The 26,111-nt window shown below is 65.0% G+C and carries 25 protein-coding genes; 19 read left to right on the forward strand and 6 right to left on the reverse strand.

Translation table 11 applies throughout. From position 1 onward, the window contains the following. Window positions 1–221: helix-turn-helix domain-containing protein (locus tag XH79_RS08790; RefSeq protein WP_271581406.1), on the reverse strand; the 221-nt coding region annotated here is incomplete at its 3' end. 229 nt (window positions 222–450) lie between these two features. On the opposite strand from XH79_RS08790, the gene XH79_RS08795 reads away from it, so the two are divergent. Beyond that, a complete protein-coding gene (locus tag XH79_RS08795) occupies window positions 451–783 on the forward strand; it encodes a PRC-barrel domain-containing protein (protein WP_271581407.1) in 333 nt (110 codons plus the stop codon). 36 nt (window positions 784–819) lie between these two features. Here the strand turns inward: XH79_RS08795 and XH79_RS08800 are convergent, their stop codons facing one another. Together XH79_RS08800 and XH79_RS08805 are read right to left on the reverse strand one after the other, a co-directional pair. Continuing rightward, entirely contained in the window at window positions 820–1,215 is a 396-nt protein-coding gene (locus XH79_RS08800) for a group II truncated hemoglobin (protein ID WP_271581408.1), read from the reverse strand. Window positions 1,216–1,484: 269 nt separating this feature from the next. Continuing rightward, the gene (locus XH79_RS08805; protein ID WP_018644502.1) at window positions 1,485–2,393 is read right to left on the reverse strand and encodes a helix-turn-helix transcriptional regulator; all 909 of its coding nucleotides are present in this window, start codon (window positions 2,391–2,393) and stop codon (window positions 1,485–1,487) included. Window positions 2,394–2,528: 135 nt separating this feature from the next. Here XH79_RS08805 and XH79_RS08810 point away from each other — a divergent pair, with 135 nt between their 5' ends. The 5 genes from XH79_RS08810 (at window position 2,529) to boxB (ending at window position 9,075) form a co-directional block, all read left to right on the forward strand. Further along, window positions 2,529–4,070: a benzoate-CoA ligase family protein gene (locus XH79_RS08810; protein WP_271581409.1), complete on the forward strand. Its 1,542-nt coding sequence runs from the start codon at window positions 2,529–2,531 to the stop codon at window positions 4,068–4,070. Window positions 4,071–4,304: 234 nt separating this feature from the next. Then, window positions 4,305–5,123, forward strand: a complete 819-nt coding sequence (locus tag XH79_RS08815) for an alpha/beta fold hydrolase (protein WP_271581410.1) — start codon at window positions 4,305–4,307, stop codon at window positions 5,121–5,123. Between the two features lie 18 nt (window positions 5,124–5,141). Further along, complete coding sequence (locus XH79_RS08820) at window positions 5,142–5,666, forward strand: DUF309 domain-containing protein (protein ID WP_271581411.1); 525 nt, start codon at window positions 5,142–5,144, stop codon at window positions 5,664–5,666. Window positions 5,667–5,787: 121 nt separating this feature from the next. Further along, the gene (gene boxC / locus XH79_RS08825; RefSeq protein ID WP_271581412.1) at window positions 5,788–7,476 is read left to right on the forward strand and encodes a 2,3-epoxybenzoyl-CoA dihydrolase; all 1,689 of its coding nucleotides are present in this window, start codon (window positions 5,788–5,790) and stop codon (window positions 7,474–7,476) included. Window positions 7,477–7,623: 147 nt separating this feature from the next. Then, window positions 7,624–9,075, forward strand: coding sequence for a benzoyl-CoA 2,3-epoxidase subunit BoxB (gene boxB, locus XH79_RS08830; RefSeq protein WP_271581413.1), 1,452 nt, complete (start codon window positions 7,624–7,626; stop codon window positions 9,073–9,075). A 161-nt stretch (window positions 9,076–9,236) separates the two neighbouring features. Here the strand turns inward: boxB and XH79_RS08835 are convergent, their stop codons facing one another. Together XH79_RS08835 and XH79_RS08840 are read right to left on the reverse strand one after the other, a co-directional pair. Then, window positions 9,237–10,037 carry an SDR family oxidoreductase gene (locus tag XH79_RS08835; protein WP_271581414.1) on the reverse strand — a complete coding sequence of 267 codons (801 nt, stop codon included), beginning with the start codon at window positions 10,035–10,037 and terminating at the stop codon, window positions 9,237–9,239. 260 nt (window positions 10,038–10,297) lie between these two features. Then, window positions 10,298–11,356 (reverse strand): polysaccharide deacetylase family protein, encoded by a 1,059-nt coding sequence (locus XH79_RS08840; RefSeq protein ID WP_271581415.1) that lies wholly within the window; start codon window positions 11,354–11,356, stop codon window positions 10,298–10,300. A gap of 167 nt (window positions 11,357–11,523) precedes the next feature. On the opposite strand from XH79_RS08840, the gene XH79_RS08845 reads away from it, so the two are divergent. The 10 genes from XH79_RS08845 to phoB all read left to right on the forward strand — a co-directional run bounded on the left by XH79_RS08845 (window position 11,524) and on the right by phoB (window position 21,505). Beyond that, the gene (locus XH79_RS08845) at window positions 11,524–12,918 is read left to right on the forward strand and encodes an OmpA family protein (RefSeq protein ID WP_271581416.1); all 1,395 of its coding nucleotides are present in this window, start codon (window positions 11,524–11,526) and stop codon (window positions 12,916–12,918) included. 2 nt (window positions 12,919–12,920) lie between these two features. Further along, on the forward strand, window positions 12,921–13,223 hold the full coding sequence (locus XH79_RS08850) for a hypothetical protein (RefSeq protein ID WP_212340750.1): 303 nt from the start codon (window positions 12,921–12,923) through the stop codon (window positions 13,221–13,223). 440 nt (window positions 13,224–13,663) lie between these two features. Next, window positions 13,664–14,719, forward strand: a complete 1,056-nt coding sequence (locus XH79_RS08855) for a lysylphosphatidylglycerol synthase domain-containing protein (protein ID WP_271581417.1) — start codon at window positions 13,664–13,666, stop codon at window positions 14,717–14,719. A 61-nt stretch (window positions 14,720–14,780) separates the two neighbouring features. Continuing rightward, on the forward strand, window positions 14,781–16,079 hold the full coding sequence (locus XH79_RS08860; RefSeq protein WP_271581418.1) for an ATP-binding protein: 1,299 nt from the start codon (window positions 14,781–14,783) through the stop codon (window positions 16,077–16,079). Window positions 16,080–16,223: 144 nt separating this feature from the next. Next, window positions 16,224–17,237 carry a phosphate ABC transporter substrate-binding protein PstS gene (gene pstS, locus XH79_RS08865; RefSeq protein ID WP_026312226.1) on the forward strand — a complete coding sequence of 338 codons (1,014 nt, stop codon included), beginning with the start codon at window positions 16,224–16,226 and terminating at the stop codon, window positions 17,235–17,237. Window positions 17,238–17,395: 158 nt separating this feature from the next. Next, a complete protein-coding gene (pstC, locus tag XH79_RS08870; protein ID WP_212341527.1) occupies window positions 17,396–18,385 on the forward strand; it encodes a phosphate ABC transporter permease subunit PstC in 990 nt (329 codons plus the stop codon). A gap of 1 nt (window position 18,386) precedes the next feature. Then, window positions 18,387–19,232 (forward strand): phosphate ABC transporter permease PstA, encoded by an 846-nt coding sequence (gene pstA / locus XH79_RS08875; RefSeq protein ID WP_212340759.1) that lies wholly within the window; start codon window positions 18,387–18,389, stop codon window positions 19,230–19,232. Further along, window positions 19,229–20,047, forward strand: a complete 819-nt coding sequence (gene pstB, locus XH79_RS08880) for a phosphate ABC transporter ATP-binding protein PstB (RefSeq protein WP_130363637.1) — start codon at window positions 19,229–19,231, stop codon at window positions 20,045–20,047. Before pstA ends, pstB begins: the two co-directional genes overlap by 4 nt. A gap of 11 nt (window positions 20,048–20,058) precedes the next feature. Then, the gene (gene phoU, locus XH79_RS08885; protein WP_271581419.1) at window positions 20,059–20,775 is read left to right on the forward strand and encodes a phosphate signaling complex protein PhoU; all 717 of its coding nucleotides are present in this window, start codon (window positions 20,059–20,061) and stop codon (window positions 20,773–20,775) included. Between the two features lie 22 nt (window positions 20,776–20,797). Then, entirely contained in the window at window positions 20,798–21,505 is a 708-nt protein-coding gene (gene phoB, locus XH79_RS08890; RefSeq protein WP_074122952.1) for a phosphate regulon transcriptional regulator PhoB, read from the forward strand. Between the two features lie 232 nt (window positions 21,506–21,737). Here phoB and XH79_RS08895 read toward each other — a convergent pair whose 3' ends face one another. Further along, window positions 21,738–22,250, reverse strand: a complete 513-nt coding sequence (locus XH79_RS08895) for a GcrA family cell cycle regulator (protein ID WP_018644522.1) — start codon at window positions 22,248–22,250, stop codon at window positions 21,738–21,740. A gap of 455 nt (window positions 22,251–22,705) precedes the next feature. Between XH79_RS08895 and XH79_RS08900 the strand changes: the two genes are divergently transcribed. The 3 genes from XH79_RS08900 to XH79_RS08910 all read left to right on the forward strand — a co-directional run bounded on the left by XH79_RS08900 (window position 22,706) and on the right by XH79_RS08910 (window position 25,987). Beyond that, the gene (locus tag XH79_RS08900; protein ID WP_212340764.1) at window positions 22,706–23,914 is read left to right on the forward strand and encodes an aspartate aminotransferase family protein; all 1,209 of its coding nucleotides are present in this window, start codon (window positions 22,706–22,708) and stop codon (window positions 23,912–23,914) included. After that, on the forward strand, window positions 23,914–24,837 hold the full coding sequence (gene argF / locus XH79_RS08905) for an ornithine carbamoyltransferase (protein ID WP_212340766.1): 924 nt from the start codon (window positions 23,914–23,916) through the stop codon (window positions 24,835–24,837). The genes XH79_RS08900 and argF overlap by 1 nt, the downstream gene beginning before the upstream one ends. Window positions 24,838–24,979: 142 nt before the next feature. Beyond that, a complete protein-coding gene (locus XH79_RS08910; protein WP_271581420.1) occupies window positions 24,980–25,987 on the forward strand; it encodes an Hsp33 family molecular chaperone in 1,008 nt (335 codons plus the stop codon). The last annotated feature ends 124 nt before the right edge of the window (window positions 25,988–26,111 follow it).

Genomic DNA, 26,111 nt, shown 5'->3' on the forward strand with positions numbered 1-26,111 from the left:
GCTGGCGGGGTTTGGCTTGGCGATGAAAGAGGCCTTGAGGAGCGATCACGCAGCCCTTCGACACCTTCCGCGCGGAATCGCTTGACCCATTTGGCAACGGTCTTCGATGTCGTGTTGAACTGGTGGGCCGCGTCGGCTTGGCTCAGCCCACCTTCGACAACGCTGCGCACCATCGCCTCTCGACCTTTGGGCGTCAAAGGCGCATTCTTGTGGACGTTCATCTGGTCTTTCCTTGGAACACTGAAGCTTCGCAACCTCAGCTTCCTCGGTTCAGACCAGATGGACAACCTCCTGAGACACCAAAGTTAGCCCTGCGGCTGCGCGAAGCGCAGTCGCTCGGCGTAACCCACCACGTCTTTCGACGCGTGGGACGTCAAAGAGGTGGGTTACGCTTCGCTAACCCACCCTACTCAGCTATAATCTGCTCCAAACAAGACCAGGGAGCACGCCATGCAACACACCATGGTTCCCAGTGACCGCGTGCAGCACGTCGCCGTCTATGGTTGTGACGGCACGAAGCTCGGCACGATCGAGCGGTTGATGCTCGACAAGGTGAGCGGAACGGTCGCCTACGCGGTGATCAAGACCGGCGGCCTGCTCGGTACGCACCACCACTATCCGGTGCAGTGGAGTGCGCTGAAATATGATCCGGCCCGCCAGGCCTTCCAGGTCGAGCTGACGTCGGAGCAATTGAGCAGCGGCCCCTGCGAGTTCGATGGCGAGGAGTTCGATTGGGGCGACCGCTCGCGGCCCTACCAGCATCCGAATTACTGGTCGATCTAGCTGTGTCGGAAGCGGGCTACGCCCCGGCGAGCAGCCTCACGTCCGGTTGCGCATCCAGTCGGCGAGGCCTGATATCGCCTTGTCGAGATCCTGCCGCGCGGTGCCATCTGTCACCGTCTCCTCCATCGCGCCGCGCATGCAGAGCATCCACGCATCGCGCTCGGCGTCGCCGATGGCGAAGCCGAAATGGCGCTGGCGCAGCCGCGGATGGCCCTTCTCGGGGGTATAGAGTTTTGGGCCGCCGGTCCATTCGGTGAGATAGCGCTTCAGCACGTCCCTGATCAGGCCGAGATCGGCCGCATGCATGGCACGGATCACTTGCGCTTCCGGCAGCGTATCCATGCGGTCATAGAAGCGGTCGACGAGGGCGTCGATCGTGGCGCTGCCGCCGATCCGCTCGAACATGGAGATTGCGACGTCGCTATCGGTCATCATGGATCCTGTGTGATGCAAGGCCCTTCATATCGTCTCTGTTTCAGAAACGAAAAGGGGGCCGAAACGCTTCGGCGTGCTCAGCTGCGCTCCCTCCCCCCTTGCGGGGGAGGGCGGGGGAGAGGGGTAGCCCAGGTAAAGGTGTTCGTTGTTACGAAGGAGAAGAGGCGCGTAGCGCGAACGATGGAGTCCCCGTGTGGACCCCTCTCCCTAACCCTCCCCCGCAAGGTGGGAGGGAACGCAGCGAGGAACGGAGCTGGCTGTTTGCCTTACAGCGCCACGCTGCGCAGCCCGAAGCTGCGGGCTTCGTTCTGCAGCACCGGCCGCACCGCATCGATCAGCCTTGCTGCCGCCGCGTCGACCGACAGTCCCGCCGTATCCACCACCGCGGTCGCGCGCGAATACAGCGGCTCGCGGCTGAGCAGGATGTTGCGCAGCTCCGTCATCGCCGAGCGATCATCGGCCATCGGGCGCAGGTCGCCCTGGCGGCGCACGCGCGCCATGTGCTCTTCCGGCTCGGCCTTCAGCCAGATCGTGTAGAACGACGACAGGATCTGGTCGAAGGTCAGCGGCTCGGAGACGATGCCGCCGCCGGTCGCCAGCACCATCAGCTCGTTACGCGCGAGCAGCTGTTGCAGCGCCGCCTGCTCCATGCGGCGAAAGCCTTCCTGGCCGTAGAGCGCAATGATCTCGGCGACCGAGAGCCCGTTCTGCTGCTCGACCTCCTTGTTGAGCTCGACGAAGCTCCAGCCGATCTTCTTCGCCAGCATCCGCCCAAGCGTCGACTTGCCGGCGCCGCGCAGGCCGATCAGCGCAATGCCGCAGAACGGCGCACGTCGCGGCGCGGACGCGCTGCCGCCGGTGAGCAGATCTTTTGCTTGTGCGATCTGCGCGGGCGTGGCCTTGCGCAAGAGGTCGCGAAACATCTGCCAGTCCGGCGTCGGATCGGTTGAGGGAAGCAGGTCTTCGAGATGCGCGCCCATCGCGCCGGAGACGCGGCGCAGCAGCACGATGGAGACGTTGCCCTTGCCGCTCTCGAGCTGCGCGATGTAGCGCTCCGAAATCCCTGACACCTTGGCGAGCACTTTTCGCGACATGCCGCGCAGCGCGCGCATGGTGCGCACACGCTGGCCGAGCTGTTCGAGGAAGCGGGATTCGGCGTCGGGACTGTCGGTCATGAGCCTTCTTTAGCGGATGCCTTCTTTGAAGGTCCTGCGGCGCGTTTTAATGAAACATAGTGCCTGCTGGCATTGACAGCAAGCCGCCGGAGTGTCTTTCTATGAATTATAATTCTAAATTCGGGAGAGATGTCCGTGAGCGAGGGATCCTATAACGCGGTGACCTGGCTGCTCGACCGTAACGTCGAGGAGGGCAGGGGAGGCAAGCTCGTCTTCGACGACACCGTCTCGCGGCTCACCTATGGCGAGCTCCAGCAACAGACCCGGCGCGCCGCCAACATGCTGCGCCGGCTCGGCGTCCGCCGCGAGGAACGCGTGGCGATGATCATGCTTGATACGGTCGACTTCCCGATCGTGTTTTTGGGCGCGATCCGCGCCGGCATCGTGCCGGTGCCGCTCAACACGCTGCTGACCGCGGACCAGTACGCCTACATCCTAGCCGACTGCCGCGCGCGCGTGCTGTTCGTGTCCGAAGCGCTCTACCCCGTCATCAAGGACGTGGTCGGCCGCATGCCGGATCTCGAGCATGTCGTCGTGTCCGGCGCCAAGCAGAATGGTCACAAGCAACTCGCTGAAGAGATCGCGGGCGAAAGCGATCAATTCACCACCGCCGCGACGCATCCCGATGAGCCCGCGTTCTGGCTCTACTCGTCGGGGTCGACCGGCATGCCCAAGGGCGTGCGCCATCTGCATTCGAATCTGCAGGCCACCGCGGACACCTACGCCAAGCAGGTGCTCGGCATCCGCGAGAGCGACGTCTGTCTCTCCGCCGCAAAACTGTTCTTCGCCTATGGCCTCGGCAATGCGCTGACCTTTCCGATGTCGGTCGGCGCCACCGTGATCCTCAACAGCGAGCGGCCGACACCGGCGCGCATGTTCGACCTGATGAACCGCTACAACCCCTCGATCTTCTACGGCGTGCCGACGCTGTTCGCGGCGATGCTCAACGACGAGACGATGAAGGGCGAGCGCGGTGGCAAGGCCTTGCGCATCTGCACCTCCGCCGGCGAGGCGCTGCCGGAATCCGTCGGCAACAGCTGGAAATCGCGGTTCGGCGTCGACATTCTCGACGGCGTCGGCTCGACCGAGTTGCTGCACATCTTCCTGTCGAATGCGCCCGGCGACATCAAATACGGCTCGTCCGGCAAGCCGGTGCCGGGCTATGCGGTGCGGCTCGTCAACGAGGCCGGGCAGGACGTCGCCGACGGCGAGGTTGGCGAGCTCCTGGTCGATGCGCCGTCCGCCGGCGAAGGCTACTGGAATCAGCGCCACAAGAGCCGCCGTACCTTCGAGGGACCGTGGACCCGCACCGGCGACAAATACATTCGCGACGCGGATGGCCGCTACACCTTCTGCGGCCGCGCCGACGACATGTTCAAGGTCTCCGGCATCTGGGTCTCGCCCTTCGAGGTCGAGAGCGCGCTGATCACGCACCCTGCCGTGCTGGAAGCCGCCGTCGTGCCCGAGGCCGATCCGGAAGGGCTGTTGAAACCGAAGGCCTTCGTCGTGCTGCGCCCCGGCGTCAAGACGACGGAGCTGCAGGAGATGCTGAAGGAGCACGTCAAGCAGAAGATCGGCCCGTGGAAATATCCGCGCTGGATCGATGTGGTGGAATCCTTGCCGAAAACGGCGACGGGCAAGATCCAGCGGTTCAAGTTGCGGGAAGGGACGAATTGATGGTGCCGGCGGCGGGTGCGCTTTCTTACCCTCCCCTGGAGGGGGAGGGTCGCTTCGCATGGAGCAAAGCGCAATGCGAAGCGGGGTGGGGTGATCTCTCCACACGGGCACCGCATCCCCGGAGGGACTGTCACCCCACCCCGCTTCACATCTCGCTACGCTCGCTGTGAATCGACCCTCCCCCTCCAGGGGAGGGTGGGCATCTCGGCATTGGCTAGGAAAGAGAATTCGACCATGACCAACCTCACCCCCACCGGCTTCCTCAGCATCGGCAGTGCCAGCCTCGAATACAAATGGCTGGCGCCGCAATCAGCCGACGCGCCGACCATCGTCATGCTGCACGAAGGCCTCGGCTCCGTCGGCCTCTGGGGTGATTTCCCCGAGAAGCTGCAACAGGCCACCGGCGCCGGCATCTTCGTCTATTCGCGCGCGGGTTACGGCCAGTCGAGCCCGGCCGCGCTGCCGCGGCCGCTCGATTACATGCAGCGCGAAGCGCTGGACGTGCTGCCGAAAATCCTCGACGCGATCGGATTCAAGCGTGGCCTATTGCTCGGCCATTCCGACGGTGCCTCGATCGCAACGATCTATGCCGGTGCGCACCAGGATCATCGCCTGAGCGGCCTCGTGCTGATTGCGCCGCATTTCATCGTCGAGGACATCTCGGTCAAATCCATCGCTGCGATCAAGACGGCTTACGAGACGACCGACCTGAAGCCAAAACTCGCGCGCTGGCACAAGGACGTCGACAACGCCTTCTTGGGGTGGAACGGCGCCTGGCTCGACCCAAAATTCCGCGACTGGGACATCTCGGAATATCTCGCCTACATCCGCGTTCCCGTCATGGTCCTGCAAGGCGTCGACGACCAATATGGGACATTGCGCCAGGTCGAAATCGCGCAGGAAGAGTGCTATTGTCCGGTCGATTTTAAAGTCATTTCAGACGCGGGTCATTCCCCGCATCGTGAAGCGCCGGGGGCGACGCTTGACGCGATTGAGCAATTTGCAAGAGCGGCCCTGCGCGACGATCAGGGACTTCAGGGACGCGCCGCATGATCCTGCGGAGGCACATCTGTGAATGTGCCTTCACATGTGACCGGTCCGCTGCCGTGGCCGCGATGGGCCTATGTGCCGGGCGAGACCGGCGGGGTCGACGCCGATTACGAGACGCTCGATAGGGCGAAGGCGCTGGTGCCCTCGGCCTTCCGCGGCTATGTGCCGGCACGGCATCCGGCGCTGCGCTACGGGCTCACGCTCAACGACCGCGGCTATTTCTGGGAATCGCAGGAGGTGCTGGAGGCCGTGTGGGCCGCGGCGCCGCAAGGCGGCCGCGAGCGCATCCTGCTGCGCGCCTGCATCCATGTAGCCAATGCGAATCTGCGGCTGCGGATGCAGAGGCTGCATTCGGCCGCGCGCCTGTTCGGCGACGCGCAGGCCGAGCTTCGGGCGCTGAGCGCGCACAAGGCGGCGGCCGGCGGCGACGGCTTTGTCGAGAGCTTTCCGATTCCCGCACTGACCGCGCTGCTCCAGGCCAAGCTCGGCCGTCCCCAGCTCTCCAAGGCGGACTGGATTGCGCTTGGCGCTATCGTGCGGTCCTAGGCCATCTGCATGAAACAAAGTGCATGCGTGAGCGGTTAAGGGCTAGACGCCTTCCAAAAGATGCACTATTGTGCATCTAAAGGTAAACGCCAGAACGCATAATCAAGCTCAAGGGTGGCCCATGGCCGGGGAAGATCGGCGCCTCGCAGGCGGCGCGACATTCATCGATTTCCAGACCGAACCGTCCCGCTACAAGCACTGGAAGCTCGCGGTCGACGGCGATGTCGCGACGCTGACCATGGACGTCGACGAGAATGGCGGCCTGTTCGAGGGCTACCTGCTCAAGCTCAATTCCTACGATCTCGGCGTCGATATCGAGCTTGCGGATGCGATCCAGCGCCTGCGCTTCGAGCATCCCGAGGTGAAGGTCGTGGTGATGCGCTCGGCCAAGAATCGCGTGTTCTGCGCCGGCGCCAACATCCGCATGCTCGCGGGCTCGACCCATGCCCACAAGGTGAACTTCTGCAAGTTCACCAACGAGACCCGCAACGGCATGGAGGATTCGTCCGAGAATTCCGGCCAGCGCTTCATCACCGTGGTGAACGGCTCGGCCGCCGGCGGCGGCTATGAGCTCGCGCTCGCCACCGACCACATCATCCTGGCCGATGACGGTGCGTCGTCTGTCGCTCTGCCCGAAGTGCCGCTGCTCGCGGTGCTGCCGGGCACCGGCGGCCTCACCCGCGTCGTCGACAAGCGCAAGGTGCGCCGCGACCACGCCGACTTCTTCTGCACCATCGAGGAAGGCGTGAAGGGCAAGCGCGCCGTGCAGTGGCGTCTCGTCGACGAGATCGCGCCGAACTCGAAGCTCGAAGGCAAGATCGCCGAGCGCGCCAAGGAGTTTGCCGGCAAGTCGAAGCGCGCCGGCAGCGGCAAGGGCATTGCGCTGTCCCCGCTCAAGCGCATCATCGGCGAGACCGGTATCCAATACGGCTTCGTCAGCGTCGATATCGACCGCGCCGCGCGCATTGCGACCATCTCGATCAAGGCGCCGGAGGCCGCGCCGCCCGCCGACATCGACGGCATGATGGCGCAGGGCGCCTCGTTCTGGCCGCTCCAGGTCGCGCGCGAGCTCGACGATGCCATCCTTCACTTGCGCATCAACGAGCTCGAGATCGCCATGCTCGTGTTCAAGAGTCATGGCGACCGTGCCCATGTGCTCGCGCACGACGCCTTCCTCGAAGCCAACAAGGCGCACTGGTTGGTCAACGAGATCAGGCACTACTGGAAGCGCGTACTCAAGCGCATCGACGTCACCTCGCGCACGCTGGTGACGTTGGTCGAGCCCGGCTCCTGCTTTGCCGGCACGCTGGCCGAGCTCGTCTTCGCCGCCGATCGCTCCTACATGCTGATCGGCGCGCGCCAGGGCGACAACCGCCCGCCGCCGTCGATCGAGCTCTCCGCGATGAATTTCGGCCCGTACCCGATGAGCCATGGCCTGACCCGGCTGGAATCGCGCTTCCAGGCCGATCCGTCCGACGTGGAGCGCGCTGAAGCCACCCTCGGCACCGCGCTCGACGCCGAGCAGGCCGAGGAACTCGGCCTCGTCACCTTCGCGCTCGACGACATCGACTGGGACGACGAGGTCCGCGTGTTTCTGGAAGAGCGCGCCAGCTTCTCGCCTGACAGCCTCACCGGCATGGAAGCAAGCCTGCGCTTCGTCGGCCCCGAGACGATGGAATCAAAGATCTTCGCCCGCCTCACCGCCTGGCAGAACTGGATCTTCCAGCGCCCCAACGCCGTCGGCGAGGAAGGCGCGCTGCGCCGCTACGGCAGCGGCCAGAAGCCGAAATTCGATATGACGCGAGTGTAACGACTTTCGTGTCCCGGGCGCGGCGCAGCGCGAAGCGGTGCGACGCAGAACCGGGACCCACAGACCGAGCAACAGGTCCCGGCTCAGCAGTGCAGCACTTCGCGCCGCACTGCATCCGGGACACGAGACCGATCAAGGAGCACGGCCATGAACATGAACATCATGAACGTCGACTACTCGACCAAGATTCCCAACAACGTGAATCTCGCCGAAGACCGCCAGGTGCTGAAGGCGCTGGAAGGCTGGCATCCCGGCTACATGGACTGGTGGAGCGACATGGGGCCGGAAGGCTTCCAGGAATCGCTGGTCTATTTGCGCACCGCCTACTCCGTCGATCCGCGCGGCTGGGCCAAGTTCGATTACGTGCGCATGCCCGAATATCGCTGGGGCATCCTTCTTGCTCCCCAGGAAGAAAATCGCGTCGTGCCGTTCGGCGAGCATTATGGCGAGCCGGCCTGGCAGGAAGTCCCGGGCGAGCATCGCGCCATGCTGCGTCGCCTGATCGTGATCCAGGGTGACACCGAGCCCGCCTCGGTCGAGCAGCAGCGCCATCTCGGCAAGACCGCGCCCTCGCTCTACGACATGCGCAACCTGTTCCAGGTCAATGTCGAGGAAGGTCGCCATCTCTGGGCGATGGTCTATCTGCTGCAAAAGTATTTCGGCCGCGACGGACGTGAGGAAGCCGATGATCTGCTGCGCCGCCGCTCGGGCGATGCCGACGCACCGCGCATGTTGGGCGCCTTCAACGAAGCGACGCCGGACTGGCTGTCCTTCTTCATGTTCACCTATTTCACCGACCGCGACGGCAAGATGCAGCTGCACTCGCTGGCGCAGTCGGGCTTCGATCCGCTGTCGCGCACCTGCCGCTTCATGCTGACGGAAGAAGCGCACCACATGTTCGTCGGCGAGACCGGTATCACCCGCGTCGTGCAGCGCACCTGTGACGCCATGCGCGAAGCCGGCATCACGGATCCGACCGATATCGCCAAGGTCCGTGCGCTCGGCGTCATCGATCTTCCGACCATCCAGAAGAAGCTGAACCTGCACTACACGCTGTCTCTTGATCTCTTTGGCTCGGAAGTCTCGACCAACGCGGCCAATGCCTTCAACGCCGGCATCAAGGGGCGCTATCACGAGACCCAGATCGAGGACGACCACCAGCTCAAGAACGCCACCTATCCGGTGCTCAAGTTCGTCAATGGTGAGATCAAGCTGGTCGACGAGCCGGCGCTGACCGCGCTCAACATGCGCCTGCGTGACGATTACAGCCAGGATTGCGTCAAGGGTATGCTGCGCTGGAACAAGGTGATCTCGACCGCCGGCTACGACTTCAAGCTGACGCTGCCGAACGTCGCCTTCCACCGCCACATCGGCGAGTTCAAGGACGTGCACGCGACGCCCGACGGCATCCTGATCGACGATGCCACCTGGGCGAAGCGCAAGGACGAATGGCTGCCCTCGACCGCGGATGGCGACTTCATCACCTCGTTGATGCAGCCCGTCACCGAGACCGGCAAGTTCGCCTCCTGGATCTCGCCGCCGAAAGTCGGCATCGACAACAAGCCGGGCGATTTCGAGTACGTGAAGATCGAGTCGTAACGGCTGTCAGCGAAGCGCAATGGCCGCGCCACACACTCACTGTCATCGCCCGGCTTGACCGGGCGATCCAGTATTCCAGAGACGTTCGTGATAGAGTCGAGAGGCCGCGGCGTACTGGATGCCCCGGTCAAGCCGGGGCATGACAGCGGAGTTTGAAGACCCTACCCCGCAATCTCCAGCCCCGCATTGGCGTACACCACGCCGCCGTCCACTGCGATGGTGTTGCCGACCACGTAGTCGCCAGCGCGCGAGGCGAGATAGATCGCCACACCCGCCATATCCTCGTCGGTTCCGATCCGCCGTGCCGGAATGCGCTTTGCGACCTCGTCCGCGTGGTCGCGCGCGGCGCGGTTCATGTCGGACTTGAACGCGCCCGGCGCGATCGCGGTGACGTTGATGTTGTCCTTGACCAGCTTCGTCGCCATGCGCCGCGTCAGATGGATCACCGCGGCCTTGCTCGCGGCGTAGGAGTAGGTCTCGCTCGGATTGACGAAGATGCCGTCGACCGAGGCGATGTTGATGACCTTCGCCGGCCGCTCCGTGCTGGCTGCCGCGCGCAGCGGCTTTGCCAGCGCCTTGGTCAGGAAGAACAGCGACTTGACGTTGAGGTCCATCACCTTGTCCCAGCCGCTCTCGGGGAATTCGTCGAACTCGGCGCCCCAGGCGGCGCCCGCATTGTTGACGAGGATGTCGAGCTTCGGCTCCAGCCTGATGATTTCGCCGGCGAGCCTGTTGCAGCCTTCGACGGTGGAGATGTCGATCGGCAGCGCGATGCACTCGCCGTCATATTGCGCGGTGAGCTCTTGCGCGGTCGCCTCGCACGGTCCGGCCTTGCGTGCGGTGATGTAGACCTTCGCAGCTCCAGCGCTGAGGTATCCCGCCGCGATCATCTTGCCGATGCCGCGCGAGCCGCCGGTCACGAGTGCGATGCGGCCTTTGAGCGAGAACAGATCGTTGAACATGGTACCTCCCTTGGTTGACGCCCGTTGTGGGCGGGGCGGGCAGGGGAGTCAAGGAACGGTGGGAGTGTGGTGCGATAGCCGTTCAACCAACTCGGTGTCCTCCCGGCCTAGTGCGCAATTGCGCACGGGGGGCCGGGACCCGTAACCACAGGGAGAAGTTTGGCGAAAGCTGGTTGTTTGGGATTGATACCGATCGCAATCGAAAAATCACGCGGTATGGGTCCCGGCGTTCGCCGGGACGACAGCGGAGATTGGAGGGACTACGCCGCCGCGATCCGGCGAAAGCCGTTCCACATCGCGGTCGCAGCGCCCGAGGTCAGCACCGGCAAAATCCGCGTGTCCTGGTAGTTGCCGTTGAGCGAGACGCGCGGCAGTGCGGTCATGTGGCCGGCATTCTCGGCGAACAGCATGCCGGGCCGCGTCGTCACCGCGGTCTTGAAGCCGGCGGAGGCGGCCAGGTTGAATTCGCGTTCGCCCGCGGCATCGCGGTCGCCATAGGGATAGGCGAAATGCAGCACGGGACGATCCAGCGCCTGCTCGATCCGCGTGCGGCTCACCGCCATCTCTTGCGCGGCGATCTCTTCCGCCTGCTTGGCGAGATTGCAATGGCTGATGGTGTGGGCGCCGATCGTGACCAGCGGATCCGCGGCCAGCCGCTTCACGCCGTCCCAGGACAGGCAGAGGCCGCGGCACAACGCTTCCATGTCGACGCCATGGCGGGTGCAGAGCGCTGCGATCTCGCGCGCCAGATCATGCTCGCCGGGCAGCGCGCGCAGCCAGTCGTGCAGGCGGTCGAAAGCCGCCTGCTTCGCGGCCGGCGTCGTCGCATCCAGCCGCAGTGCGGAATTGCCGATTGTGACCTCGATCTGCTCGGCCCTGGCGATCGCGGCCTCCAGCGCGGTCCACCACAGCCGTCCGGTGCCTTCCGCAAAATCGCTGGCGACATAGACCGCCAAAGGCGCGTCAAATTCGCGCAGCACCGGCAGTGCATAGTCCAGATTGTCGCGATAGCCGTCGTCCAGCGTGAAGGCGGCGAAGCGGCGGTCGAACCGGCCCTGCGCCAGCCGCTCATGCAGCTCGTCCATGCTGACGATGTCGATGTCGCGCGTGCGCAGATGGCTCAGCGTCGCGCGGAGGAATTCGGGGGTGACTTCGAGGTGTCGGTTCGGCTGGAACGCATCCTCGCGGGCCGGCCGCACGTGATGCAGCATGAAAATGGCGCCGACGCCCGAGAGCAGCGGACGCAGCAAATGGTGCGCGCCACTGAAGTAGAGCGCCCCCAGCCCGGCGCGGATGACGTTGTTGCGCAGTTGTTTCATTGCAGGCTGGCGGACCCCCGGGCATTCCGCCCGCAACTCTAAGGAAGGACCCTTGAAGAAAAAGTTATTCCAATTGTCCACGCAGGGCCCTCGGAAGGGCATGATTTCCGGTTTGACAGCCCGCCAAGGGTTTGTTTTGTCTCCGGTTCCAGAGTTCGGGTCGTCGAATGCAGAAGCTTTTCAGGTGGGCCAGCAAATGGTGGCCGGGGTTGATTCCCCTGGCCGTCATGTGGGGATTTGCGGCCTGGAATAATACCTTGCCGGTCGAGGCGGATTTGTCCGCCCGCAGCTCGGCGGCGTTGAAGGATACCGTTCTGGACAAGACCCGGATCGCGGTGGACGGCCGCGACGTCAGTCTGGCCGCGGACGCCTTTTCCGAGGAGGGGCGTCGCGACGCGGTGATGGCGGTCGAGCTCGTCCCGGGCGTGCGCCTGGTCGACGACCGCACCCGCCTCGTTCCCGAGGCAAAACCCTTCGTCTGGAATGCCGAGCGCGACGTGGTGCGGGTGACGCTGTCGGGTTCCGCCCCCCTGCCGTCGATCAAGGCCCGCCTGACCGAGGCGGCGCGCAAGGAGGTCGGCGGCGTCGAGGTGGCCGATCAGATGGGTCTTGCACGCGGCGCGCCGCCGCGCTTCGAGGCTGCCGCGACGCTGCTGCTCGACCAGATCGGCAAGCTCAAGGACGGCAAGATCACGATATCAGACACCAAGGTCAACCTGTCGGGCATGGCGCGCGAGCTCGGCGGTCGCGAGGCGATCGCGGCCGCGCTGAAGAATTTGCCCGAGGGGTTCTCGATCGCCGCCAACGAGATCAAGGCGCCGCCCTACATCTTCCAGGCCTACAAGGATCCGGTCGCCGCGACCGTGACGCTGACTGGCTACGTCCCCGACAACAATGTCCACGCGGCGATCGGCACCAGCGCGTCGCGCAAGTTCTTTGGCGAAAAGGTCGTCGACAATCTCAAGGCCAGCATCGGCGCACCCGCCTCGTTCAATCCCGCCGTGGTCGCAGCGCTCGGGGCGCTGTCGCGGCTGTCGACCGGCACGCTCGTGGTCTCCGACCGCGAGGTGAAGCTGTCGGGCGATGCGCTCTATGAAGGCGCCGCCAACGACATCCGCGCCGGCCTCGGCAAGGATTTCCCGAAGACCTGGCAGTACAAGCCGGAGATTACGGTGAAGCCGGCGGCGGGCCCGGTGGACGGCACGGTCTGCCAGCAATTGTTCTCCGAGCTTCTGGGCAAGGGCAAGATCCGCTTCGCGGCCAAGCGCGCCGACATCGATCCGGATTCCGCCGGCATCCTCGACCATCTGATCGAGACGGCGCTACGCTGCCCCAACGCCAATATCGAGGTCGCGGGCCACACCGATGCCGACGGCGAGGATTCGTTCAACCAGGCGCTCTCCGAGAAGCGGGCGCAGGCGGTGATCGACTATCTGGTCAAGGCCGGCCTGCCCGCCAACCGCTTCAGCGCGGTCGGCTATGGTGCAACGCAGCCCGTTGCCGGCAACGACACCGACGACGGCAAGGCCCAGAACCGTCGCATCGAATTTCTGGTGAGGTGACGATGCCCTATCTCGTCTCGTTCCATATGGGCTGGCTGATCGGCTCGGTGCTGCTGGGCTTCTGCATGGGCTGGATTTCGGTAGTCCAGCGCGGCAACGGCACCTCGAAGGTCACCGCGCGCTGGCTCGCCTTGCTCGCCGCGGGCCTGGTCGCGGCCTCATTCGCGCATGTGGTCCCCGGCCGCTTCGGCTATTGGCTCGACCTCGGCCTGATCATGTTCGCCTGCTACCTGGTCGGCTGCACCATCGGTGCCTGGCTGCGCGACCGGGTGGTCGCGCGCACCGCGCCGCCCGCCGCTCTGTGATGTTGCTATGCACCCTGACCATTGCGTCAGCAGGTGCCTCCGGCACATCCGAAATCCGTGAACGGGCTCCGGAATGTCCCCCTCTTTCAACCGGCCGGCGCGGCCCATAGATTGATTTCGACTTAAGGCGTGAAGGAACATTGTGCGGCCGAAATCATCAAAACTTCATGGCGACTGCGCAGGATTGCCGCGGAGATTCGCGTCAAGCCTTGCCGCCGAAAGCGCCAAACCGTGCATCCGGAGCTCGCAACCTGCCTAAAACATTGAAGGCACGTGTTTTTGTTCGAATTGCCGAATTCCACTCCGCGCCAAAACGCGCTAGTGGAGAGGCGGGGGGCGTGCGCGATGCCGGAGCCGGCGGTGAGGGGCCGTCGAGTGCCTGTGCGTCGTTCGCCTGTTCGCCGGCCGTCCTGGCCGTTGAAGCGTTGTTCGAGGTCTAGATGCTGGAAGCCATACGCAGGGCGATGACGTTTCTGCGCCAGAAGCAAATCCTGCATAAGCTTGGAGTTGTGATCAGCGTCGCGGTGATCGGCATCGCTTGCTATGTGCTCTACCACATGCTGCGCGGCATCGATGTCAACGAGGTCCTCGAAGCGATCAAGAGCACCGAGCCGAGCCAGATTGCGATGGCCGCGCTGTTCGTCGCCGCCGGCTATTTCACCCTGACCTTCTACGACCTGTTCGCCACGCGCGCGATCGGTCACGCCCACGTGCCCTACCGCATCAACGCGCTCGCCGCCTTCACCAGCTATTCGATCGGCCACAATGTCGGCGCCAGCGTCTTCACCGGCGGTGCGGTGCGCTATCGCATCTATTCGGCCTACGGCCTCAACGCGATCGACGTCGCGAAGATCTGCTTCCTTGCCGGCCTGACCTTCTGGCTCGGCAATGCCGCCGTGCTCGGCCTCGGCATCTCCTACCATCCGGAGGCGGCGGCCTCGATCGACCAGCTTCCGCCCTGGCTGAACCGGACGCTGGCGTTGATGATCATCGTGGCGCTGGTCGCCTATGTGGTCTGGGTCTGGACCCAGCCGCGCGTGGTCGGCCGCGGGCCCTGGACCGTGGTGCTGCCGGGCGGGCCTCTGACGCTGCTCCAGATCGCGATCGGCATCATCGACCTCGGCTTCTGCGCGCTGGCCATGTACGTGCTGGTTCCGGACGAGCCCAATCTCGGCTTCGTCGTGGTCGCGGTGATCTTCGTGTCCGCCACCCTGCTCGGCTTTGCCAGCCACTCGCCCGGGGGCCTCGGCGTGTTCGACGCCGCGATGCTGGTCGGCCTCTGGCAGATGGACCGGGAGGAGCTGCTCGGCGGCATGCTCCTGTTCCGCGTGCTCTATTATCTGTCCCCCTTCGTCATATCTGTAATCTTGCTGACGTTTCGCGAAGTTATAATCGGTGCCCGATCGAAGCGCTTGCAGCAGGCGGCGCTCAAGCTCGACCCCGGCCCGGCGCCTGAAGCCGCCTATGTGAGAGAGCGCAGCGACGGCGGCGTCTGACCGGCGCCAGGCCCTTAAAGACAAGGCCGTTAGGACACGTCCTCCAGGAGAAGCCCGCCCGATGGCGATCGACGCCCCTTCTTCTCCCGCTGCCCAGCCCTGGTCCGACCGGCTGCGGCACTCCACCATCATCCTGATCGCCGCGGCGCTGGCGCTGTCGGTGGTGGTCTCGCTCGGGGAATTGTCGGTGCTGCACGCCATTGCCGTGTTCCTCTGCATTGCCGCCGCGGCGCTGATCCCGTGGCGACTGCACGATCCCGCCGCCTCGCGCGACGATGTCAGGCGCATCAATCCGGTCGAGGGCGCCGCGGTGGCCGCGGTCGTCGCCGGCATGCCGGATCCGGCCGTGCTGCTCGACCGCGCCGGCCGCGTCATCCATCTCAATGCCGCAGCCGCCCAGCTCGCGCCGGCGCTGCGCCGGAACGAGCTGGCCCAGTTCGCGCTGCGCTCGCCGGAGATCATCACCGCGCTGCGCGAGTCGATCGCGACCACCGAGCCGCGGCGTGCGACCTATCTCGACCACGTCCCGGTCGACCGCTGGATGGAGCTCATCATCACGCCGGTGCCGGTGCCGACCACCTTCGGAGGTGCCGACAAATGCATGCTGATGACGTTCCACGACCAGACGCCGCTGCGCCGGGTCGAGGAGATGCGCGCCGACTTCGTCGCCAATGCCAGCCATGAGCTGCGTACGCCGCTCGCTGCCCTCTCGGGCTTCATCGACACGCTGCAGGGCCAGGCCAAGGACGATCCCAAGGCACGGGAACGCTTCCTCGGCATCATGCACAACCAGGCCACCCGCATGGCGCGCCTGATCGACGATCTGCTGTCGCTGTCGCGGGTCGAGCTGTCGGCCCATGTCCGGCCCGACACCCTGGTCGACCTGCTGCCGATCATCCGCCAGGTCGCCGACGGGCTGGAGCCGTTGGCGCGCGAGCGCCAGGTCGAGGTCGAGATCCATCTGCCGGACCCGCCGGTGATGATCGCGGGCGACCGCGAGGAGCTGCTCCGCCTGTTCGAGAACCTGATCGAAAACGCGCTCAAATACGGCGCCTCGGGCGGACGCGTCATCGTGTCGCTGACCTCGAGCGCCGTCGCTGACGGAACTCAGGAAATCCGGGTCATGGTCCGCGATTTCGGCCCCGGCATCGCGCCCGAGCACCTGCCGCGGCTGACCGAGCGGTTCTACCGGGTCGACGTCGGCGACAGCCGCTCGCAGGGCGGCACCGGGCTCGGATTATCGCTGGTGAAACATATTCTTAACCGTCATCGCGGCCGGCTTTTGATCGAAAGCGTGCCGAAACAGGGGGCGACCTTCACCGCCTGTTTTCCCCAGGCGAAGACCTCGGTGCAGGCCTGAAATTCAAGCGATTCCAATCGCTTGGCGGTGTCATCCGACTGTCACGAAACCTTCGTAAAAGCACAGCCGACCGCTCCTAAAGGGGCGGCGCGGGGAGCGCGATCGGGCGCGGATGGCGCTTCGCTCCCCTGTATGGAGACCAGCATGAATTTCATCAAAACGATCGTCGCTGCCGGCTTGGTCGCCGCAACGACGACGGCGGCCTTTGCTGCCGATATCACGGGTGCCGGTGCGACCTTCCCGTTCCCGATCTATTCCAAATGGGCTGACGCCTACAAGAAGGAGACCGGCAACGGTCTGAACTACCAGTCGATCGGCTCGGGCGGCGGCATCAAGCAGATCCAGGCCAAGACCGTGACCTTCGGCGCCAGCGACGCGCCCCTCAAGGCCGAGCAGCTCGAGAAGGACGGCCTCGTCCAGTGGCCGATGGTGATGGGCGCCATCGTTCCCGTCGTCAACATCGAGGGTGTGAAGCCCGGCGAGATGGTGTTCGACGGCGAGACGCTGGCCAGCATCTATCTCGGCAAGATCACCAAGTGGGACGACGCCGCGATCAAGAAGCTCAATCCGAACGTGAAGCTGCCCTCGGAGGCGATCACGGTGGTCCGCCGCTCGGACGGTTCGGGCACCACCTTCAACTTCACCAACTATCTCGCCAAGGCCAGCGCGGACTGGAAGAGCAAGGTCGGTGAGGGCACCGCCGTCGAGTGGCCGGTCGGCGTCGGCGCCAAGGGCAACGAAGGCGTGTCGGGCAACATCAGCCAGACCAAGAACTCGATCGGCTATGTCGAGTACGCCTACGCCAAGCAGAACAAGCTGACCTACACCGGTCTCGTCAACAAGGCCGGCAAGCCGGTGCAGCCGACCGTCGAAGCCTTCCAGGCGGCTGCCTCCAACGCCGACTGGGCCAAGGCTCCCGGCTACTACGTCATCCTGACCGACCAGCCCGGCGACAAGTCCTGGCCGATCACCGCGGCGACCTTCATCCTCATGCACAAGGAAGCCACCGACAAGGCGGCCTCGCAGGAAGCCATCAAGTTCTTCCGCTGGGCCTTCAAGAACGGCGGCAAGGCGGCTGAGGAGCTCGACTACATCCCGATGCCCGAGGGCGTCGTGACCCTGATCGAGAAGACCTGGGCCGCCGAGATCAAGAGCTAAGCAAGCTCTCGTGTCCCGGACGCGCTGCAGCGTGAAACGCTGCGGCGCAGAGCCGGGACCCACAAGAACGGCGCCCCGGATCAGCGTCGCACCTCATCCGGGGCACGGGGCCAAAAACAAGCGTATATAAACTGGTACAGGGGATCGGCGTGGCAGAGATGGCCGTTCAGAGCGATATCGTCGACGACGCCGGACCGTATGATCGCGCCAAGGCCTTGAGCGCGTTCAAGCTCGGCGACGTCACCTTCTACTGGATCACACGGCTGTCCGCGATTTCGGTGCTGCTGATCCTCGGCGGCATCATCATCTCGCTGATCGTCGGCGCCTTCCCGGCGATGAAGGAATACGGCATCTCCTTCCTGTGGACGCAGCGCTGGGCGCCGTCGGCCGATCCGCCCGTACTGGGTGCGCTCGGGCCGATGTACGGCACGCTGGTCACCTCCTTCATCGCGATGCTGATCGCCATCCCGGTCGGTCTCGGCATTGCGATCTTCCTCACCGAGCTGTGCCCGCAATGGTTGCGCCGCCCGATCGGCATGGCGGTCGAGCTGCTCGCCGGCATTCCCTCGATCATCTACGGCATGTGGGGCTTCTTCGTGCTCGGCCCGTTCCTGGCCAACACCTTCCAGCCCTTCATGATCAAGATCTTTGACGGCGTCCCCGTCCTGGGCGCGATCTTCGCCGGCCCGCCGTCCTATCTCAGCCTGTTCAATGCAGCGCTGATCCTTGCCATCATGGTGCTGCCCTTCATCACCTCGATCTCGGTCGACGTGTTCAAGACCGTGCCGCCGGTGCTGAAAGAGGCCGCCTATGGCGTCGGCTGCACCACCTGGGAGGTCGTGCGCAGCGTGGTCATCCCCTACACCCGCGTCGGCATCATCGGTGGCGTCATGCTGGCGCTGGGCCGCGCGCTCGGCGAGACCATGGCGGTGACCTTCATCATCGGCAACTCGTTCCGCATCTCCTCCTCGATCTTCGCCCCGGGCACCACGATCTCGGCGGCGATCGCATCCGAGTTCGCCGAAAGCGACGGCCTGCACCAGTCCGGCCTGATCCTGCTCGGTCTGCTGCTGTTCGTGCTGACGTTCTTCGTGCTCGCAGCCGCGCGGCTGATGCTGCTGCGTCTCGAAAAGAAGGCGGGGAAGTGACATGAACCCGATCTACGCACGCCGCCGCCGCAAGGACATCGTGATCCGCGGGCTCTGCATCGCCGCCGCCGCCTTCGGCGTCACCTGGCTCGCGCTGATCCTGATCACGCTGCTCTATAACGGCCTGTCCGGCCTGAACCTCGAGATCTTCGTCGCCGACACGCCGCCTCCGGGCTCGACCGAGGGCGGCCTGCGCAACGCGATCGTCGGCTCGATCATCATGACCGTGCTCGGCGTCGGCATCGGCGCGCCGCTCGGCCTGTTCGCCGGCACCTATCTCGCCGAGTACGGCCGCAACGACCGCCTGACCTCGGTGATCCGCTTCATCAACGACATCCTGCTCTCGGCGCCCTCGATCATCATTGGCCTGTTCATCTACGGCGCGGTGGTGGTGCCGATGCGCGGCTTCTCGGCCATTGCGGGCGCACTCGCGCTCGCCGTGATCGTGATCCCCGTGGTGCTGCGCACGACCGAGGACATGCTGCTCCTGGTGCCGAACGCGCTGCGCGAGGCGGCCTCCGCGCTCGGCCTGCCGCGCTCGCTGGTGATCAAGCGCATCGCCTATCGTGCGGCCCGATCGGGTCTCATCACCGGCGTGCTGCTCGCCACCGCCCGCGTCGCCGGCGAGACCGCGCCGCTGCTCTTCACCGCGCTGTCGAACCAGTTCTTCAGCCTCGGCCTGAACAAGACGATGGCGAACCTGCCGGTCACCATCAACAACTTCGTGCAGAGCCCCTACGCCTATTGGAAGCAGCTCGCCTGGAGCGGTGCGCTGCTGATCACGATCACCGTGCTTGCCCTGAACATTGGCGCGCGCATCCTCGGCGCCGAGAGGACTGCAAAATGACCGACCTTTCCGTATCCGTGAGTTCCAACGCCCATCTGGCCTCGCAGCCGCTGCCGGAAGCGCCCGCCAAGGTGACGGTGCGCAACCTCAACTTCTATTACGGCGAGCACCACGCGCTGAAGAACATCAACCTGACGCTCGGCACCAACCGCGTCACCGCGTTCATCGGGCCGTCGGGCTGCGGCAAGTCGACCCTGCTGCGCATCTTCAACCGGATGTACGACCTCTATCCGGGCCAGCGCGTCACCGGTCAGCTGATGCTCGACCAGACCAACATCCTCGACCCCAAGCTGGACCTGAACCTGCTGCGCGCCCGCGTCGGCATGGTGTTCCAGAAGCCGACGCCGTTCCCGATGACGATCTATGAGAACATCGCCTTCGGCATCCGCCTCTATGAGAAGATCTCGAAGTCCGAGATGGACGACCGTGTCGAGAAGGCGCTGCGCGGCGGCGCGCTGTGGAACGAGGTCAAGGACAAGCTCAACGCCTCGGGCCTGTCGCTCTCGGGTGGCCAGCAGCAGCGCCTCTGCATCGCGCGCACCGTCGCGGTGCGTCCTGAGGTGATCTTGTTTGACGAGCCCTGCTCGGCGCTCGACCCGATCTCGACCGCCAAGGTCGAGGAGCTGATCCAGGAGCTGTCCGAGAACTACACGATCGCGATCGTCACCCACAACATGCAGCAGGCGGCGCGCGTCTCGGACAAGACCGCCTTCATGTATCTCGGCGAGCTCATCGAGTTCGACGACACCAGCAAGATCTTCACGTCGCCGAGCGATCGGCGCACGCAGGATTACATCACCGGCCGGTTCGGCTGAGGAGACAGGACATGGGTTCTGAACATACCGCAAAGGCTTTCGATACCGACCTCCAGGAACTCACCCGCCTGGTCGCCGAGATGGGCGGCATCGCCGAGCGCATGATCGTCGATTCCGTCGGCGCGCTGATCCGCCGCGACGTCGCGCTCGGCCAGCGCGTCGTCACCACCGACGCCGATCTCGACGCGCTCCAGAAGCGCATCGAGGAGCGCGCCGTGCTCACCATCGCCCGCCGCCAGCCGATGGCGGTGGATCTGCGCGAGATCGTCGGCGCCATGCGCGTTGCGACCGATCTCGAGCGCATCGGCGACCTCGCCAAGAACATGGGTAAGCGCGTCGCCGCTCTGGAGACCGATTTCCATCCGCTGAAGCTGTTCCGCGGCCTGGAACACATGACCGACCTCGTGCAGCAGCAGGTCAAGTCGGTGCTGGACGCCTATGCCGCGCACGATCTGCCGGCGGCGATGGCGGTGTGGAAGGGCGACGAGGAAGTCGACGCCATCTGCACCTCGCTGTTCCGCGAGCTCCTCACCTACATGATGGAAGATCCGCGCAACATCTCGTTCTGCATCCATCTGATGTTCTGCGCCAAGAACATCGAGCGGATCGGCGACCACGCCACCAACATCGCCGAGACCGTGTTCTACATGATCGAGGGCCAGGCCATCACCGACAAGCGGCCGAAGGGCGACATGACGACCTTCGCCACGACGGTCCCGAATACCTGAAGACTTAAGGAGCGACGAGCCGATGGGCGCACGCATTATGGTGGTTGAGGACGAGGAAGCTCTCACCGAGCTTCTCCGCTACAACCTCGAAGGCGACGGCTATGACGTCGAGACGGTGATGCGCGGCGACGACGCCGACACCCGCCTCAAGGAGCACATCCCCGACCTGATCGTGCTCGACTGGATGCTGCCGGGCCTCTCGGGCATCGAGCTGTGCCGGCGGCTGCGCACCCGCCCCGAGACCAAGCAGCTTCCGATCATCATGCTCACCGCGCGCGGCGAGGAGAGCGAGCGGGTGCGCGGGCTTGCCACCGGCGCCGACGATTACATCGTCAAGCCGTTCTCGGTGCCGGAGCTGCTGGCGCGGGTGAAGGGCCTCCTGCGGCGCGCCAGCCCCGAGCGGCTCGCCACCGTGCTCGCCTATGGCGACATCGAGCTCGACCGCGAGAAGCGCCGCGTGGCGCGCTCGGGCCGGCCGATCGATCTCGGTCCGACCGAATATCGCCTCTTGGAGTTCTTCCTGGAGCATCCAGGCCGCGTGTTCTCGCGCGAGCAGCTGCTCGACAGCGTCTGGGGCCGCGACATCTACATCGACGAGCGCACTGTCGACGTTCATATCGGCCGCCTGCGCAAGCTGCTCAATCTCGGCCGCGAGCAGGACCCGATCCGCACCGTCCGCGGCGCCGGCTATGCGCTCGACGACCGCTTCGCGAAGGCCGAGCAGACGTAAGCTGTTTTAGAGAGCTGCCGCCACAACATCGGTGTCGTCCCGGCCTAGTGCGCAATTGCGCACGGGGGCCGGGACCCATAACCCCAGGGCGTAATTGTTGTGCAAAGAGGGTAACTCCGAGTCTTTGTAACCACGTCTGCCGGTGGTTATGGGTCCCGGCCTTCGCCGGGACGACAGCGGAGTGTGTTGAGCCGTCGCCATGCGACGGCTGCTTCTTGATCTCAGAACAAACTCAGCGCGTGCCCGGCTTTGCCGGCGCGCGACGGCGGTCCGCCGCGGGCTGATAGGCCACGCGCGAGTGCTGGGCGCAGTAGGGCAGGCCGGAGAGCGCCTTGCCGCCGCAGAAGAAGAAATCCGGGCTCGAGGGATCGCCGACCGGCCAGTGGCAGGTCGCCTCGTTCAATTCGAGCAGCGACAGCCGCTGGCTCATCGGCACCACGTTGTCGTAGGTGACAGGCTCCGCCTCGACCTCGACCTCGAAGGCCTGCGCCAGCGCGGTGTTGCCGCGCGCAATGGGGCGGCTGACCCTCATCATGTGCTGAGCGGGACGCGCCTTGCGCGGCCGGGGAGCTGCCGATGAGGGGCTCTTGGCGCGGCCGGACAGGCCGAGCCTGTGCACCTTGCCGATCACGGCATTACGGGTCACGTTGCCGAGCTCGGCTGCGATCTGGCTGGCCGACAATCCGGCCTCCCAGAGCTTTTTCAGCTGCTCGACGCGATCGTCGGACCAGGTCAAAACCGTCATTGCACCCTCTTCCCTCGCCGTGCGGCTGCCGTCCTGGCGCCTTGCGGCGAATGCCTAAGCCTCGAAAAACCCGTGCCGCCAGAATCCCTTAAGGCTCGCCGGGCGTAACCAGAACGCCCGAACGTTTACGCCGGTACATGAGGACTTAGAGGATCAGAACTGCTGCACGAGATGTCGTATCTGACAAGCCAAACGCTACAATATGGCGTGACTCACGCGCAAGAGTCAGCCGACTCGCTTCCACATGTTCCGTGGCAAAAACCCTGCAAATCCGGCACCGCAAGACTACGGATTCAGCGTTTCGCGAGGCTTTCGGGCGGCATTGACACCCGTTCTCCCCGGCATAAGATAGTGTCACGTGCCGCCCTTAAAAGGCGGCACGTTTCGTTTTCCGGGCCGGTTGATGGTGCGCTGCGTGAGCGCGTTCAGGCCGTCCGCAACATCAAGTGATCGTCATGACGAACAGCGCCGCGCCGCATTTGCTCCCCGTCTTCGCCAGGGCCGACCTCGGTTTCGAGCGCGGCGAAGGCTGCTGGCTGATCGCGACCAATGGCGAGCGCTATCTCGATTTCACCTCCGGCGTCGCGGTGAACGCGCTCGGCCACGCCCATCCCGCGCTGGTCAAGGCGTTGCAGGAGCAGGCGACAAAACTCTGGCACATGTCGAACCTGTTCCAGAGCCCGGACGGCGAGAAGCTCGCCGCACGTCTGTGCAATGAGAGCTTCGCGGACCTCGTGTTCTTCTGCAATTCCGGCGCCGAAGCGCTGGAAGGCGTGATCAAGCTGGTCCGCCATCATCACTTCTCCAAGGGCCATCCGGAGCGCTACCGCATCATCACCTTCGAGGGTGCCTTCCATGGCCGCACGCTGGCGACGCTGGCTGCGACGGGATCGGCAAAATATCTCGAAGGGTTCGGTCCGCCGATGGATGGCTTCGACCAGGTGCCGCACGGTGACATCGAAGCCGTGAAGAAGGCGATCGGTCCGCAGACCGCCGGCATCCTGGTCGAGCCGATCCAGGGTGAGGGCGGTGTGCGCTCGTCGACGCCGGCCTTCCTCAAGGCACTGCGCCAGCTCTGCGACGAGAAGGGCCTGCTGCTCGCCTTCGACGAGGTGCAGACCGGCATGGGCCGCACCGGCGATCTCTTCGCCCATCGGCGCACCGGCGTCACACCCGACGTGATGTCGCTGGCCAAGGCGCTCGGCGGTGGCTTCCCGATCGGCGCGATCCTGGCGACCGCGGAGGCGGCGTCCGGCATGGGACCCGGCTCGCACGGTTCGACTTTCGGCGGCAATCCGCTGGCGATCTCGGCTGCGAATGCCGTGCTCGACGTCATGCTCAAGCCCGGCTTCTTCGACCACGTGCAGAAGATGTCGCTGCTGCTCAAGCAGAAGCTCGCCTCCGTGATCGACCGTCATCCTGACGTCGTCAGCGAGGTGCGTGGCGAGGGCCTCTTGATCGGCATCAAGGCCGTCGTGCCCTCGGGCGATCTCGTTGCGGCCTTGCGCAATGAAAAGCTGCTCACGGTCGGCGCCGGCGACAATGTCGTGCGCTTCCTGCCGCCTTTGATCGTCACCGAAGCCGAGATCGAGGACAGCGTCGCGCGGTTAGAGCGCGCCTGCGCTGCGATCTCGTCCAGTCAGACCAAGCGGGCGGCAAGCTGATGAGCAAGTCCCCGAAGCACTTCCTGGATATCAACGAGCTGCCGTTGTCGGAGCTCAAGAGCATGCTCGACGCTTCGTCCGCCATGAAGGCGAAGCAGAAGGCGCATCAGCCGGTGAAGCCGCTCGAAGGCAAGACGCTGGCGATGATCTTCGAGCGTCCCTCGACGCGCACCCGCGTCTCGTTCGACGTCGCCATGCGCCAGCTCGGCGGCGAGCCCATCATGCTCACCGGCGCCGAGATGCAGCTCGGCCGCGGCGAGACCATCGCCGACACCGCGCGCGTGCTGTCGCGCTATGTCGACGCCATCATGATCCGCATCCTCAACCATGATGCGCTGCTGGAGCTCGCGGCGAACGCGACCGTGCCGGTCATCAACGGCCTGACGCGGCGCTCGCATCCCTGCCAGGTGATGGCGGACCTCCTGACCTATCAAGAGCATCGCGGCCCGATCGAGGGCCGGACGGTGGCCTGGACCGGCGACGACAACAACGTGCTGGCGTCCTGGGCGCATGCCGCCGAGCGCTTCAAATTCCAGCTCAATGTCGCAACCCCGCCGGAGCTTGCGCCGAAAAAGGTGATGCGCGACTGGATCAAGGCGACCGGTGCGCCGATCGTGCTCGGCACGGATCCCGAGGCCGCCGTGAAGGGCGCCGACTGCGTCGTCACCGACACCTGGGTGTCGATGGGCGACAAGGAAGGCGAGCACCGTCACAACGTGCTCAAGCCCTACCAGGTCAATTCGAAGCTGATGTCGCTGGCGAAGCCCGACGCGCTGTTCATGCACTGCCTGCCGGCCCATCGCGGCGAGGAAGTTACCGACGAGGTGATCGACGGCCCGCAATCGGTCGTGTTCGACGAGGCCGAAAACCGCCTGCACGCGCAGAAGGGCATTCTGGCTTGGTGCTTTGACGCGGTGAAGTAGCGCGGCGGGGTCGGGTAAAATCGGGTCGTCGTCCTGGCTTTCGCCAGGACGACACTGAGTTTGTAGTCGTGCTTGCATGCAATCCATGCGCCGGAACACGCCCCCCTTCCATTCCCCGCTCTCCGACCCCAGATAGAGCCCCATGGTTTTTCAATCCCCTGACATGAAAACCGGGCCTGAAGGCCCGGTTCGCGCGCCATCAGCGGTTCCGGTCGACGACGCCGTGCTGCCCTACGAGGTCGACGCGCTCGACGTGCGCGGCCGCCTGGTGCGGCTTGGCCCTGCGCTCGACGACATCCTGACCAAGCACGATTATCCGGCGCCCGTCGGCAAGCTGCTCGGCGAGGCCATCGTGCTGGCGACGCTGCTCGGCTCGGCACTGAAGTTCGAGGGCCGCTTCATCCTTCAGGCCCAGACCGATGGACCGGTCTCTTTCCTGGTCGTCGACTACAAGGCGCCGGACCATCTGCGCGCCTATGCCCGCTTTGACGCCTCGCGCCTGGGCACGGCGAAGGATTCCGGTACGCTGCTCGGCCGCGGCCATCTCGCCATGACCATCGACCAGGGCCCTGACATGAGCCGCTACCAGGGCCTGGTCGCGCTCGAGGGCGGCAGCCTGGAAGATGCCGCTCACGAATATTTCCTGCGCTCCGAGCAGATCCCGACCAAGGTGCGCCTTGCGGTCGGCGAGGAGTGGCGCTCGAGCGACGGCGGCAAGCATCGCTGGCGTGCCGGCGGCATGCTGATGCAGTTCCTGCCGAAGGCGCCGGAGCGCGCGCGGCAGGCGGACCTGCATCCCGGCGATGCGCCCGATGGCGTCGAAGCGCACAGCGTTGCCGAGGATGATGCCTGGGTCGAGGCGCGCTCGCTGATCGAGACCGTCGAGGACGTCGAGCTGATCGATCCCGAGCTCTCCGGCGAGCGGCTGCTCTACCGCCTGTTCCACGAGCGCGGCGTGCGCGTGTTCAAGCCGCTGTCGCTGAAGGCGCAATGCTCCTGCTCGCGCGACGCGGTCGCGTCGATGCTGAAGAGTTTTTCGCCGGACGATCGCGCCGCCATGGTCAAGGACGATAAGGTCGAGGTCACCTGCGAGTTCTGCAGCTCGGTGTATCAGTTCACGCCGCACGAGGCGGGCGTCGAGGACGCGTAGGCGTCGCATGCAACGACGAGTTCGGGGAAGCTGTTTGCCAAGCCTCGGATATCGTAGGGTGGGCAAAGCGAAGCGTGCCCACGATCTCATGCCGTGATCGAAAATGGTGGGCACGGCGCTTTGC

Source organism: Bradyrhizobium sp. CCBAU 45389 (assembly GCF_028128625.1).
In the GTDB taxonomy this organism is placed as follows: Bacteria; Pseudomonadota; Alphaproteobacteria; order Rhizobiales; family Xanthobacteraceae; genus Bradyrhizobium; species Bradyrhizobium liaoningense_B.

Coding starts and splice junctions, on each gene's coding strand:
- XH79_RS08795 (WP_271581407.1), top strand. CDS start 451: ATGCAACACACCATGGTTCCCAGTGACCGCGTGCAGCACGTCGCCGTC.
- XH79_RS08800 (WP_271581408.1), bottom strand. CDS start 1,215: ATGACCGATAGCGACGTCGCAATCTCCATGTTCGAGCGGATCGGCGGC.
- XH79_RS08805 (WP_018644502.1), bottom strand. CDS start 2,393: ATGACCGACAGTCCCGACGCCGAATCCCGCTTCCTCGAACAGCTCGGC.
- XH79_RS08815 (WP_271581410.1), top strand. CDS start 4,305: ATGACCAACCTCACCCCCACCGGCTTCCTCAGCATCGGCAGTGCCAGC.
- boxC (WP_271581412.1), top strand. CDS start 5,788: ATGGCCGGGGAAGATCGGCGCCTCGCAGGCGGCGCGACATTCATCGAT.
- boxB (WP_271581413.1), top strand. CDS start 7,624: ATGAACATGAACATCATGAACGTCGACTACTCGACCAAGATTCCCAAC.
- XH79_RS08835 (WP_271581414.1), bottom strand. CDS start 10,037: ATGTTCAACGATCTGTTCTCGCTCAAAGGCCGCATCGCACTCGTGACC.
- XH79_RS08840 (WP_271581415.1), bottom strand. CDS start 11,356: ATGAAACAACTGCGCAACAACGTCATCCGCGCCGGGCTGGGGGCGCTC.
- XH79_RS08845 (WP_271581416.1), top strand. CDS start 11,524: ATGCAGAAGCTTTTCAGGTGGGCCAGCAAATGGTGGCCGGGGTTGATT.
- XH79_RS08850 (WP_212340750.1), top strand. CDS start 12,921: ATGCCCTATCTCGTCTCGTTCCATATGGGCTGGCTGATCGGCTCGGTG.
- XH79_RS08855 (WP_271581417.1), top strand. CDS start 13,664: ATGCTGGAAGCCATACGCAGGGCGATGACGTTTCTGCGCCAGAAGCAA.
- XH79_RS08860 (WP_271581418.1), top strand. CDS start 14,781: ATGGCGATCGACGCCCCTTCTTCTCCCGCTGCCCAGCCCTGGTCCGAC.
- pstS (WP_026312226.1), top strand. CDS start 16,224: ATGAATTTCATCAAAACGATCGTCGCTGCCGGCTTGGTCGCCGCAACG.
- pstC (WP_212341527.1), top strand. CDS start 17,396: ATGGCCGTTCAGAGCGATATCGTCGACGACGCCGGACCGTATGATCGC.
- pstA (WP_212340759.1), top strand. CDS start 18,387: ATGAACCCGATCTACGCACGCCGCCGCCGCAAGGACATCGTGATCCGC.
- pstB (WP_130363637.1), top strand. CDS start 19,229: ATGACCGACCTTTCCGTATCCGTGAGTTCCAACGCCCATCTGGCCTCG.
- phoU (WP_271581419.1), top strand. CDS start 20,059: ATGGGTTCTGAACATACCGCAAAGGCTTTCGATACCGACCTCCAGGAA.
- phoB (WP_074122952.1), top strand. CDS start 20,798: ATGGGCGCACGCATTATGGTGGTTGAGGACGAGGAAGCTCTCACCGAG.
- XH79_RS08895 (WP_018644522.1), bottom strand. CDS start 22,250: ATGACGGTTTTGACCTGGTCCGACGATCGCGTCGAGCAGCTGAAAAAG.
- XH79_RS08900 (WP_212340764.1), top strand. CDS start 22,706: ATGACGAACAGCGCCGCGCCGCATTTGCTCCCCGTCTTCGCCAGGGCC.
- argF (WP_212340766.1), top strand. CDS start 23,914: ATGAGCAAGTCCCCGAAGCACTTCCTGGATATCAACGAGCTGCCGTTG.
- XH79_RS08910 (WP_271581420.1), top strand. CDS start 24,980: ATGGTTTTTCAATCCCCTGACATGAAAACCGGGCCTGAAGGCCCGGTT.